Raw genomic sequence first — 12694 nt, forward strand, 5'->3', positions numbered from 1 at the left:
CCATGCTAGACGGTATTCTGATTGGTTTAGAAACTGCCTTTACGCTGCAAAATATTGGGTTCGTTATCATGGGCTGCCTTGTGGGCACGTTCATTGGTATGCTCCCGGGCCTTGGTCCAATGTCGGCCATTGCGCTGATGATCCCAATTGCGGCAAGTCTTGAACCTTCGGCCGGCATCATCCTGATGGCTGCGGTTTATTATGGTGCTATTTTTGGTGGCTCAACATCATCAATCCTAATCAACGCACCTGGAGTGGCATCAACAGTGGCAACTTCATTTGATGGTTATCCGATGGCAAAGAAAGGGATGGCGGGTAAGGCTTTAGCTATTGCTGCTTACTCATCTTTCTCAGGCGGTGTTATTGCCGCATTATTACTTCTTGTTTCCGCACCATACTTGGCCTCTGTTTCCCTATCATTTCAATCAACTGATTATTTTGCATTGATGGTACTTGGCCTATCGGCGGTTGCGGCCTTTGCTGGTAAAGGTGAAGTTCTCAAAGCGCTCCTGATGACAATATTTGGGCTCATGTTATCAACCGTTGGGACCGATCAAACCGTTGGTGTACCGCGTTTTACGTTAGGGATGATTGATCTTGTTGACGGGATTTCATTTCTCCTTCTTGTAATGGCGACCTTTGCCTTGTCAGAGGCGCTGATGGCGATCATTAAGAAAGTGGATGAAAGTAAACGCGAGGAAGAGCGCAAAGCTGCCGCTGAATTGGGGTCTATGGCCGTAAGTAAGGACGAAGTGAAAGAAATGGTGCCGGTTATTGGCCGCTCTTCCGTTCTTGGTTTCTTGATTGGTGTTTTACCTGGTGCCGGGGCTACGATTGCGAGTTTCCTTGCTTATGGTACCGAACAACGTATTGCAGGTGCTGAAAAGGGTAAGCTGTTTGGCAAGGGATCTGTGCGTGGATTATCTGCTCCGGAAACCGCGAATAATGCAGCCGCAACCGGCTCATTTGTGCCGTTGCTTACACTTGGCATTCCGGGTTCTGGGACCACTGCCATCATGCTTGGCGCATTAATAGGTTATGGAATTCAACCTGGGCCGCGACTGTATATCGATCAGCCGGATGTATTCTGGGCAGTGATTGTGTCGATGTGGCTGGGCAATATTATTCTGCTTGTTCTTAACCTGCCACTGATACCATATATTGCGCGCGTTCTGGCTATTCCAGCAAAGTTCCTGCTGCCCTTGATCTTGTTCTTTTCATTAATTGGCGTTTATTTTGTTTCGTTTAATACGTTTGATATTCAATTGATGGTGCTATTTGGTTTGGCTGCAACGGTTCTACGGTTGCTTTCTTTCTCGCTTGCCCCAATGATTCTGGGCTTCATTTTGGGCGGGATGATGGAGGAGAACCTACGACGTGCATTGTTGATTAACAATGATTCATGGTCATTTCTTTGGGAACGTCCGTTGACGTTCACTATTTTGGCAATCGCTGTAGCTTGTCTTTTTGTGCCAATGCTATCGCCATTGTTTGCGAAGATGAGGCGTAATACGAAGGATGCACCAAGTGCGGACTAAGGTGCTTAGTTAGCGATTGTTCGTTATGAGGTTTTGGTCGTTTAGTCTTGTTCTTTAAATTGTTCAGCTTGCTGCAACAGAACATCAGAAGCGGAACCAAAAACCTGCTGAACAATATGCAAATCGCATGTTGCTATAAGGCGAAGACCCAGTTCACGAAGGTGGACACGTTGATAGTAATGTTGTGCAATCATTGCCCGTGCGCGCTGTGGTAGCTTAAGACCTGCGTCATACATATGGTCGTATTTAAATGTTGTCTCCTCTGGAGAGACAAATTTTGCTATATTGCTCTTAGCATTCGGTTTCATCTTCCTTTTCCTCTCGATAAAGAGATAGGTTTACTAAACCTAAACGCTGATGGTTACCCGAAGCTTAATAAATTTCGATTTTGTTTACTTGTAAAGTTTTCTGCGCTTTCGGTGAGTTAAGCGCTGGGAAGAACGCCCTTCTTCAAAATAATATTGCCGTAATGTCGGGTTTCACCTGTTTGGACAATTGCAAATGCGTTCTTTGCATGTTCGTAAAATGCAAAACGTTCGAGCTGTTTGATATTGTGACTGGAATTACAGACATCATTTATAATTGTCTGGAACGTTTGAACAGCAGCAGGCAAGTTATCGGGATCGCCTGCATCTTGCATAGAAAAGGCTGCATCTTCGACGTAGATATCTAACGGTGTTACTGAAAGAACCGCCTTTAATGCCGTCGGCGCATCCACACCATCTAGACGAATGAGCTGCTCAGTTGAGCTACTGGCAGGATAATTTGCGTCGACAATTGCGATTTCATCTCCATGCCCCATGGCTCGAAGTGCATAGAGAAGTTCGGGAGATAAAATTGGATCCAATCCGATGAGCATGAATTTTCCTTACATTACTTGTTTTGGAGACTTGTTTATTCAATGGCATAGAACTCACGTGCGGTTTCACCAAGAATGCGCTTTTGTTCTTGCGCACTTAAATCAGTGATCAATTCCAGTATACATGAGAACCATTGAGTGTAAGAGCCATCGAGTTCTAATACGGGCCAATCACTGCCCCACATTATTCGCTTTGGCGAGAACGTATCTAACAGGTGGTGAGTAACAGGTTGTAAAGCTTTGGCTGACCATCCTGCGCCGTACTCTGTTATAAGACCTGAAATTTTGCAGTATATGTTTGGATATTCCGCTAGTTTCGCAATTCCTTCAAGCCATTGTTGGTCAGGAGCTTGTCCATTTTTTATGATTGGTTTCGCGCCGTGATCAATGACTACAGATAGATCAGGGATCTGACGAGCCAAGGTTTCCATCGCGTTCAAGTGACGAGGTTGGATAAGTGCATCGAAGCGCAGGTTTAATCTTGGCAAGCTGCTCAGATTACGCATCACGTCATCCCGCAATATCCAATTTGTATCATCAATACCTTGAAGAACGGGTCGTATTCCCTTGATGATTGGTTTGCTTGCTAGAAAATCTAGTTCTGAAGCGCAGGTATCGGACAAAAGGTCCACCCATGCAACGACACCTCCAATGAATGAGTTGTTTTCAGCGGCATCCAGCATGAGCTCATTCTCTTTGAGTGTTTCCGCAGCTTGAACTAAAATTGTTTTGTCAATTTTCAGGTGGCTAAGGTACGGCTGTAAATGTTCTGGTTGATAATCTCGCTTGATGCCTGAGATCTCATCTCCAATCCAATCGTAAATACCGTGTTCAATTTTCCAAAGGTGGTGGTGCGCATCGATAATCATTTGTTTGTCACTCAACGTGCTAGGTTTAAGTTCCGTCACTCTGTTTATAATTGATAAAAAACATTATTATTGCGAATTCTGTTTTTATTGCATAATGTACATATTTGGAAATTTCAAATTTTTAGGCAATGATTCTGTGTTGAATTTCGAAAATTGTGAAGTTGCTCGTTTTTGCCGACCAATTTTGGTTATGCGCATATTTTTGAGAAGGTTTTTGTATGTCGATAGCTCAATCTAAAACGTTACATTTAAATTCTGATGATAATATTGTTGTTGCGTTGGAGAATTTACGTATTGGGGATAAAGTTTCTCCCCATGAAATTGAGCTTAAAACGCCTGTTTTAAAAGGGCATAAATTATCTATTCGTCAGATTGATAAGGGCGAAAATGTTATTCGATACGGGCAGATAATTGGGAGCGCAACAGAAATAATCCAATCAGGTTGCCATGTGCATTCGCATAATTTGGATATGTCTGATCACACGCAGGACTATGCCTATGGAACAAAGGTTGTTCCGCTGGAGGCCCCAAAAAGTCCGCGAACATTTATGGGCTATCCACGAGCAAATGGTAGATTTGGAACTCGCAATTACATTGGCATTCTTACATCTGTAAATTGTTCTGGTTCTGTTGCACGTTTTATTGCTGAGGCGGTTGAAAAAAGCGGTGTGCTTGATGAGTATCCAAATATTGATGGCGTGGTGCCTATTGTACACTCGTCCGGTTGCGGTATGGCGTCAAGCGGCGAGGGGTATGACACACTGTTTCGAACTCTTTCGGGCTACGCTCAAAACCCGAATTTTGGTGGTGTCATACTTATAGGGCTTGGGTGTGAGGTGATGCAATTGCCATCACTGGTCGGTGATTTGGTTAAGCGGAAAGATGGGACTTTTCATTATATGACCATTCAACAAACCGGCGGAACACGGAAATCAATTGAATCTGGAATTTCTGCAATCAAGAATATGGCCACGGTGGTTAATGAAGTTGAACGTGTTGAAGCGCCTCTGTCCGGTTTGATGCTTGGTATGCAATGCGGCGGATCAGATGGTTATTCAGGCATAACTGCAAACCCAGCTCTTGGCGTTGCTTCAGATTTATTGGTCAAGCATGGTGGTACAAGTATTCTATCTGAAACTTCTGAAGTGTATGGTGCAGAGCACCTGCTAACCAGAAGAGCGCTGTCGGCTGAAATTGGTGAAGATCTCATAGAACTTATTCATTGGTGGGAAGCTTATTGCGAGAAACATGATGGTTCAATGGACAATAATCCGTCACCTGGAAACAAAAAGGGTGGCTTGACCACCATTTTGGAAAAATCGCTAGGTGCTGTAGCAAAAGCAGGATCAGCGCCGCTTGCCGGTGTTTTTAAGTTTGGCGAGCAAATAAGTACACAGGGTTTAGTTTTCATGGATAGTCCAGGCTACGATCCTTGTTCTGTAACTGGCCAAATAGCGTCTGGCGCAAACCTTATAATCTTTACGACCGGACGCGGTTCCGTCTCTGGTTTTAAGCCATCTCCCTGCATTAAACTTGCAACAAATTCAGATATGTTTTCACGTATGGAAGAAGACATGGATGTTAATTGTGGTGACATTATTGAGGACGGTATTTCGCTTGAAACTAAGGGGGAAGAGATCTTTGAAGAAATCATTGCAATTGCCTCAGGTAAAAAATCCAAAAGCGAGAGATTAGGGTTTGGTGGTGTTGAGTTTGTACCCTGGCAACTAGGTGCAGTTATGTAGGAGAAGGTGATGTTGTTACCTCAAGTTTCTTTGGGTACGGCCAATATCGCAGGTATGTATAGCACGGTTAGCCGTGAACAAGCAGATGAAGTTCTGCAGGCTGCATGGAATGCCGGAATTCGTTATTTTGATACCGCACCGCATTATGGCCACGGTTTAAGCGAGCGAAGGATAGGAGATTTCTTGCGGGAGAAGAACCCTGATGAATGGATATTATCTACCAAAGTAGGGCGTATCTTAAAACCGAGCGTGGAAATTCATAGCGAAATAAGTGGGTTTAAGAACCCACTTAGCTTTGATCAGCATTTTGATTTTAGCTACGATGGCATAATGCGGTCAGTTGAGGATAGTTTCCAACGACTTGGTTTAAACAAGATTGATGTTTTGTTTGTGCATGACCTTGGCGACATTGGGCATGGATCAAACAAGCAAATTTACTATGATCAATTTGAGGATGGTGGCCACAAAGCGTTATCGGAGCTTAAAAGCCAAGGCGTGATCAAAGCTATGGGACTGGGTGTCAACCAAACGGATATATGCGAATATCTGCTTGGTAAAGTGGAAATAGACTTAATCCTATTAGCAGGGCGCTACACTCTTTTGGAGCAGGAGCAGGCATTTCCGCTATTTCAGAAGTGCCGCGAATATGATGCAAAACTGGTAATTGGCGGGGTCTTCAACTCAGGTATTCTGGCGACAGGTCCAGGACCTAACGCACATTTTGACTATGAAGTTGCGCCGAAACAGATACAGCAACGGGTTGCCGCAATTATGGAAATTTGTAAGAAGCATAAAATAACACTTCCTGCCGCTGCCCTTAATTTTCCAAAAAAACATGAGCTTGTGGCGTCTATTCTAATCGGTACGGCAAAGGCGAGTTCACTTACTCGTAATATGGATATGCTAGAACAACGAATTCCAGATGCTCTATGGGATGATCTTACTAAAGCAGGGTTGATTGTAAATGAAGATGTATAATAGATGGTGATTGGTTACTGACACCTCCAAGGGACGCTATTTTGTCACGCGCGAAGAACCTATATAAAGAATGTTACAATGAATTGTTGTCAGCTATTGCTGAGTTGGATTGTGGTGCAAACCTACCTTCTGAAACTCAGCTTTCGAAAGATCTAAGGATCAGCCGAACGACTATTCGCTCTGTTCTGGAACAATTACATGACGCCAAAATAATAAACTGGGATGGCCGAAAAAAGACAATCCTTCGTAAGCCACTTAAGCGAGATCACTTTCCGATAGAGGAGACCCGTGCATCCAGTGAGAAGGTAGAGATTGCCTTTATTGAGTACGTGCTCAATGGAGATTTGAAACCCGGTGCGATTATTAGGGAAAGTGATCTTGTACGAGAGATTGGTGTCAGCGCCTCTGTTATTAGAGAATATCTGATAAGATTTTCGCGGTTTGGGTTGATTGAAAAAGAGCCTAACCGCCATTGGATATTACGTGGATTTACTCGCGCCTATGCAAATGAACTATCTGATGTACGAGAAATGTTCGAATTTAGCGCCTTCAGAAAACTTTGTGCTGATGTGCTGTCGGATGAAGATAGGCAGCTTTTGCTCAATGTAAAAGCAGAGCATGTAAGATATATCCAAAGTGGAGAAGTCTCTACGACCGAATTTGGTCAACTTGATGAAAGAATGCATTCTCTAATCACACGTAAACTTGGCAATCGATTTGTCGATGATTTCTATCAGATAGTAGCAGTGATTTTTCACTATCATTATCGGTGGAATAAATCGCAGGAGGTCGAGCGGAACCTTGCAGCCTTGGCGGAGCATCTGGCAATCATCGATGCATTGTTAGAAGGCGACAATACAAAGGCGTTGCGAGAGTTCGAGATACATTTGGCATCGGCACGCCGGACACTAAATGAATCTGTTATCTGGGATATTGAGTAATGCTGCTCCGAATATAGTCTATGATTTGCTAAAGTCAGCGCCATTATCCCCCGCAATATAGATTGATAACCAGAATATAATTTCAATGTTGGTTGAGAGAGCCATTCATTTAGTTTTGAGATATGTTCATTTGAATTTCATATGCGCGAATATGCAGCTGAATGTCGATTTTTGATAGACTTTTGCAATTTCATATGTAATGTATTGAACAATTAATGTTCATTTGAATGTATGGAAGATATGTTTAATTCTCGCCAAGAGAAAATTCTAGAGATTCTAAACAACTCTGGGTACGTGGAGGTGGAGATGTTGGCATCTTCATTTGATGTTGCCACACAGACCATACGCCGAGATTTAAGTGAATTGTGTGATCGTGGTCTTGCGTCCCGCGTTCATGGTGGTGCCAGGCGTGCAATATCAACGTCTATGGCAACATACGAAGAACGGCGATTAGCAGCTAAAGCATCAAAGTCGAGCATCGCCAACGCCGCTTCGAAGTTAATTCCTAACGGAAGTTCGGTTGCTATCAATATTGGGACAACAACAGAACAAGTCGCAGATGCCTTGCAACTTCATAAGGATCTGACGGTCATTACAAACAATATTAATGTTGTTCATATTCTACGCAATGCGAGATTGAAATCTCTATCTATTATCGGTGGCGAAGTTCGATTATCTGATGGAGCCATTGTCGGGGCTGATGCTGTCGATGCCATTCGTAACTACAAAGTAGATTATGCGATCATCGGTGCCTCTTCATTAGATCACGATGGTTCTGTCTTGGATTTTGATCAGCGAGAGGTTGCTGTGGCTCGCGCGATTATCGCCAATGCACGTACTAAAATATTGGTTTGTGGCGGTTCAAAATTTGAAGTCTCGGCCCCGCACAGAATTTGCGATATTTCTCAACTGGATATCATTGTCACCGACACCGCTCCACCATCCAGCTTTCAAGAAATTGCAGTCAAGTCAAACACGAAAATTATTATGACGGAAATGAATAATGAGTAACTCAGCAGATCACGAGAATGAAGTATATGATGTATTTGTTATTGGTGGAGGGATAAATGGCTGCGGTATTGCGCGGGATGCTGCAGGGCGCGGTTATCGCGTAGCTCTTGCGGAAATGAATGATTTCGCATCTGCAACGTCATCGGCTTCGACCAAGCTTTTTCACGGTGGATTGCGTTATCTTGAATATTTCAAATTTCGTCTCGTACGCGAAGCGCTCATAGAGCGGGAAGTATTGCTTTCTGCCATGCCACACATCAGTTGGCCTAAACGTTTCGTGCTTCCGGTTTATCCTGAAATGCGGTTTGAAAATAGCACTCCCACGTCGAAATTACTTTCAACCTTTATGCCATGGATGAAGGGCAGCCGACCAAAGTGGCTCATAAGATTTGGTCTGTTCTTATATGATCATCTTGGTGGTAGAAAAATTCTCCCGGCGACAAGCTCAATTGATCTGACATCTTCGGTCGAGGGTGAACCTTTATTGGATAAGTATAAGAACGCCTATGAATATTCCGACTGCTGGGTGGAGGATTCGCGTCTAACGCTGCTCAATGCCATAGATGCCCAGAACAGGGGTGCAACTATTCTGGACCGAACCAAGGTTGTGTCCGCAAAACAAGAAGATGGTATTTGGGAAATTCATACGCTTGATGCGAATGACAATGCGGCAGTGCATTACGCAAAAATGATTGTGAATGCCGGCGGTCCCTGGGTCGGCAATATTATTCAAGACACGGTTCGTCTTAAAACCAATGAGGGTGTCCGTCTTGTTCGTGGCAGCCACATCATTACCAAAAAATTGTATGACCACGATAAGTGCTACTTTTTTCAAGGTGAAGATGGTCGTATCATGTTTGCGATCCCTTATGAAGAAGATTACACACTTATAGGTACCACTGATGCTGAACATTTAGATCCATCCATCAAACCTGAATGTTCTGATGAGGAAGCTGACTATATGATTAGTTTCGTGAACAATTATTTTAAGAAAAATCTCACTCGGGATGACGTCGTCTGGAGCTATTCAGGTGTTCGTCCACTTTACGATGATGGTGCGTCATCTGCATCGGCAGCGACACGAGATTATGTGTTAAAGATCAATGATACAGCTGGTGCACCTGTTTTGAATGTTTTTGGCGGGAAAATCACGACCTATAGAAAACTAGCAGAAAGTTCCCTTGAGAAAATCGATGATGTTTTGGATAAGCAGACTGCCCCTTGGACTGCTGGTGTTAGTTTGCCAGGTGGGGATTTTCCGGTTGATCAGGTCGCAAATTTGCAAAATGAACTTGCGGGCCAGCTGCCATTTTTAAACGGCTTTACCATTAGAAGGCTTATCCGGCAGTACGGCACGCAGACGGCAAACATATTTGGCGAAGTATCATCTATTGAAGATATGGGCGTTGATTTTGGTCATGGTATTTATTCTCGAGAGATAGATTGGGCGATCAAGAACGAATGGGTTCACAATGCGCAAGATTTTCTCTGGCGTCGCTCTAAAATGGGTTTGCGTTTTGATACTGGAAAGCACGAAAAGTTGGAGAAGTACATAACTCAAAAGTTGAGTTAGCTCGTTGTAGGTTTTGTATCAGCTGGAAATTCGACAGGTCCATTGGCCTTTACCCATGATGAAAAGCCATCTTTGATATGAGATGCTTCAAATCCCATATCCCTCAGTGTTGCCACTGTTAGTGCTGAGCGCCAGCCGGATGCGCAATGGAAAACAAATTCTTTGTCTTCTGCGAAGATTTCCTTGAAGTAAGGGCTTTCGGGGTCGACCCAAAATTCGATCATACCTCTGGGGCAATGTATGCTATTTGGGATATAACCAACTCGTTTTCGTTCACGTATATCCCGTATGTCTATAATCACGACATCAGGGTCACATGTCATCTCAATTGCATCTTGAGTTTCGATTTCAGTTATCCGTGCTCTCGCTTGAGCGACCAGTTCCGCAGAACTGACTTTCAACTTGCTCATTTTCCACCCCTATTATACTACTGATTTTTGAAGTTTGTATCCCGAATTGGCAAGCGAACTTGTATTGAAAAGCCCTTGCTATTCATAATTTCAACTTCCCCATTGTGTGCATCAACTATTTGCTTCACCAAGGGTAATCCAAGCCCGTAACCTTCCACATTTTGACGATCAGAACCTCTATAGAAACGTTCAAATATTTTTGTGTGTTCTTCTGGAGAAATTCCGTTTCCGCTATCTGTAACTGTAAAGCTTACAAAGTCCTCACTTTGATCCAGTTTGATTTCTACGGGAGGCGCACCATGTTTGAACGCATTGGCGATAAGGTTTTGAATAACACGGCGAAGTAGACGCCCGTTGCCATGTACCTTTTCCGTTGTACCATTGACAGTGACGTCTGAATGGTGTGCAGCTTCCTCAGTGATGATTGCACTCAGGTCGACTTCTTCTATTGTCATACCTGTTGAATTGTTATCCAAACGGCTCATTAGCATGATTTCTTCAATCAGTGAATCCAGCTCGAGTATGTCGCTCTTTAAGGCTTTTAGTCTTTTCTCATCATGGGTGTCTTGGTACATCTCCAAACCCAAGCGTATGCGAGAGAGAGGAGTGCGCAACTCGTGAGAGGCGTTCGCAAGCAGTGTTTTGTGTGATGTCACCAAACGTTCAATTTGTTCGGTTGAATTATTGAAGCTATGCGCAAGACTTGCGATTTCATCTCTTCCTTTAACATCCACTCTCACTGTCAGGTCGCCTAGGCCAACTTTCTCGACGCCGGATTGAAGTATTTCCAGTCTGCGGGTTAATTTGCGTACGAAAGGGTATGATGCGATGCCAATACCGAGTGCGACTGAGCTGAGCAGGAGAAGCAGCCATAATATAGCATCCATTGGACCATGATTTGATTTTTCGCCGACAATCAGCCAACGTCCGTCACGGAATTCAATGAGCCATCCGTTATCAATGCGAAACCGTTTCCAACCTTCCAACTCATTCACGTTTTCAGGAAGCTTCAACATTTTTCCTTTTGAAGCGATTAGCCTGCCATTTTGGTTATAAAGACTTGCGTCGATTGCTATCTCATCGAGAAGTTCAAGCAATGCAGTTTGTTGTTGATCGTCAGAGCTCGATGCGTCAGGCAATGCATTCATGACAAATGTGCCGATGGTTTTTCGAAGCTCTGGCTCGGATTCGTCTTTGTCGACTATCCAGAACGTCATCGCGGAAATAATTACCACAAGCACAAGGCTTGATATGACTGTTGCATATATTTGATGATGTAAGCGTTTGCGGATCATATTTTAATCCTGCTTGTTTGCAAAAACATAGCCGGCACCGCGAACCGTGACAATGCGTCTTGGGTCCTTGGGATCGTCTTCGATTTGCGTGCGAATTCGGGAAATATGCACATCAATAGAACGGTCGAAGATATCGAAATCCTCTCCCTTCAATTGGTCCATCAATGTGTCTCGGCTTAGTATTCGACCTGCCGATTTAGCGAGGATATGGAGAAGTTGGAATTGATGTGATGTTAAATTGAGGTCTTTCTCATTTAGCCTTGCAACCATGCTGTTGGGGTCGATTTCTAAACGGCCAAAATATAAAACCTGCTGTTCTGCTGCTGCACGTCCGCGACGTGTAATGGCTCTCAATCGGGCAAGTAGTTCTCTTGGTTCAAACGGTTTGCCCATATAATCATCTGCACCCAGTTCCAGTCCGACAACTCGATCCATTGGCTCACCTTTCGCGGTTAGCATAATAATAGGAACATCTGAGCTGCTTTTTATAATGCGGCAAATTTCAAGTCCATCAATGTCTGGCAACATGAGATCTAAGATAATGGCATCGAATTTCTGATCGTTTTGCTTGGAAATACCAGTCACACCATTTGGCGCGATTTCCACAGCATAGCCATTACTTTCAAGGTAATCATGCACCATTTCTGCTAGGCGATTATCGTCTTCAATAATGAGAATAGACTGAGGCATGATTTTAAACTGCGCATTCGTTTGATTTGGTTAGTATTACAATTAATATCCCTCCAACGAAACCCAATATTTGGAGCTTCACTGGAGGTGTCTTGGGAGACTATCTGATTTCAACTGGAGAATGAAATCAGTCGTCGCGCATTGCACGGAATTGGTCGAGACGCATTGAAAGGCCTTCGCGCTGTTTTGGTGTTAGAACTTCGGAGATTTGTGCCACTGCATCAACAACCTTTTTGCTAACGACATCGGTCGCAGCTAAACGTTCAGCGCGAAGGTTTTCAATAGCCTGACGGTCAATTGTCTCGGCTGTTAAAAGATTTGCTAGTTCTTCACCTGCTGCTCTAAATTCAGCGCGGAGTGGCTGTAGATCTTTTGCAGTCGCTGTGGTGATCGCGACAATCAATTTTTCTTGGTCTTCATTTGCATCGATCTCAATTGATAGATGCTTGACCATTTTTGTCACGCGCTTTTCAATTTCAGCTTCACTCATGTCAGCAAAGTGAGAACCTTTACGATGGCCACCCCAGCCAGCCTTATAAACACGGAAGTCGCCATCATCAGACATCGCTAACTTGGCATGCTGAGCCATGTTGCTCTCGGCTATTGCAGGAACTGCAACTGCGGAGCCGATTACTGCAACACCACCAACAATAGCTGCAATAGTTTGATTGCGGGAAAGTTTGAATTTTTTCGTTTCGTTGTTCTTTGTCATAATGTGCTCCTAATGATAGTTAGCAGTTGAGCAAGTTTTCTAAGAGAGGTTTTTTGTAAGTCTCTTAATCTTG

13 protein-coding genes are annotated in these 12694 nt (G+C 43.8%); 6 read left to right on the plus strand and 7 right to left on the minus strand.

Features of this window, described 5'->3' with window-relative positions; translation table 11 throughout:
- Positions 1–2 precede the first annotated feature (2 nt).
- Positions 3–1538: a tripartite tricarboxylate transporter permease gene (locus tag AB2J24_RS00735; RefSeq protein ID WP_162652775.1), complete on the plus strand. Its 1536-nt coding sequence runs from the start codon at positions 3–5 to the stop codon at positions 1536–1538.
- A gap of 41 nt (positions 1539–1579) precedes the next feature.
- Here the strand turns inward: AB2J24_RS00735 and AB2J24_RS00740 are convergent, their stop codons facing one another.
- The 3 genes from AB2J24_RS00740 to AB2J24_RS00750 form a co-directional block, all read right to left on the minus strand.
- A complete protein-coding gene (locus AB2J24_RS00740; RefSeq protein ID WP_162652774.1) occupies positions 1580–1846 on the minus strand; it encodes a hypothetical protein in 267 nt (88 codons plus the stop codon).
- 116 nt (positions 1847–1962) lie between these two features.
- On the minus strand, positions 1963–2397 hold the full coding sequence (locus tag AB2J24_RS00745; RefSeq protein WP_367384076.1) for an RbsD/FucU family protein: 435 nt from the start codon (positions 2395–2397) through the stop codon (positions 1963–1965).
- Between the two features lie 35 nt (positions 2398–2432).
- On the minus strand, positions 2433–3266 hold the full coding sequence (locus AB2J24_RS00750; protein WP_367384077.1) for an amidohydrolase family protein: 834 nt from the start codon (positions 3264–3266) through the stop codon (positions 2433–2435).
- A 218-nt stretch (positions 3267–3484) separates the two neighbouring features.
- Between AB2J24_RS00750 and AB2J24_RS00755 the strand changes: the two genes are divergently transcribed.
- The 5 genes from AB2J24_RS00755 to glpD all read left to right on the plus strand — a co-directional run bounded on the left by AB2J24_RS00755 (position 3485) and on the right by glpD (position 9514).
- Positions 3485–5011 (plus strand): UxaA family hydrolase, encoded by a 1527-nt coding sequence (locus AB2J24_RS00755; protein WP_367384078.1) that lies wholly within the window; start codon positions 3485–3487, stop codon positions 5009–5011.
- Positions 5012–5020: 9 nt separating this feature from the next.
- Entirely contained in the window at positions 5021–5989 is a 969-nt protein-coding gene (locus AB2J24_RS00760) for an aldo/keto reductase (protein ID WP_367384079.1), read from the plus strand.
- A 41-nt stretch (positions 5990–6030) separates the two neighbouring features.
- On the plus strand, positions 6031–6930 hold the full coding sequence (locus AB2J24_RS00765) for a GntR family transcriptional regulator (protein ID WP_367384080.1): 900 nt from the start codon (positions 6031–6033) through the stop codon (positions 6928–6930).
- A gap of 231 nt (positions 6931–7161) precedes the next feature.
- Positions 7162–7941, plus strand: coding sequence for a DeoR/GlpR family DNA-binding transcription regulator (locus AB2J24_RS00770; protein WP_162652768.1), 780 nt, complete (start codon positions 7162–7164; stop codon positions 7939–7941).
- Positions 7934–9514, plus strand: coding sequence for a glycerol-3-phosphate dehydrogenase (glpD, locus tag AB2J24_RS00775; RefSeq protein ID WP_367384081.1), 1581 nt, complete (start codon positions 7934–7936; stop codon positions 9512–9514). The genes AB2J24_RS00770 and glpD overlap by 8 nt, the downstream gene beginning before the upstream one ends.
- On the opposite strand, the gene AB2J24_RS00780 is transcribed toward glpD, so the two are convergent.
- The 4 genes from AB2J24_RS00780 to AB2J24_RS00795 all read right to left on the minus strand — a co-directional run bounded on the left by AB2J24_RS00780 (position 9511) and on the right by AB2J24_RS00795 (position 12621).
- Positions 9511–9924 (minus strand): rhodanese-like domain-containing protein, encoded by a 414-nt coding sequence (locus AB2J24_RS00780; protein ID WP_367384082.1) that lies wholly within the window; start codon positions 9922–9924, stop codon positions 9511–9513. The genes glpD and AB2J24_RS00780 overlap by 4 nt on opposite strands.
- Before the next feature lie 17 nt (positions 9925–9941).
- Positions 9942–11219, minus strand: a complete 1278-nt coding sequence (locus AB2J24_RS00785) for a sensor histidine kinase (protein WP_367384083.1) — start codon at positions 11217–11219, stop codon at positions 9942–9944.
- A gap of 3 nt (positions 11220–11222) precedes the next feature.
- Positions 11223–11909: a response regulator gene (locus tag AB2J24_RS00790; protein WP_162652764.1), complete on the minus strand. Its 687-nt coding sequence runs from the start codon at positions 11907–11909 to the stop codon at positions 11223–11225.
- Positions 11910–12036: 127 nt separating this feature from the next.
- Positions 12037–12621, minus strand: a complete 585-nt coding sequence (locus AB2J24_RS00795; protein ID WP_162652763.1) for a Spy/CpxP family protein refolding chaperone — start codon at positions 12619–12621, stop codon at positions 12037–12039.
- Positions 12622–12694: the final 73 nt, after the last annotated feature.

It is taken from the genome of Lentilitoribacter sp. EG35 (assembly GCF_040784015.1).
GTDB lineage: Bacteria > Pseudomonadota > Alphaproteobacteria > Rhizobiales > Rhizobiaceae > Lentilitoribacter.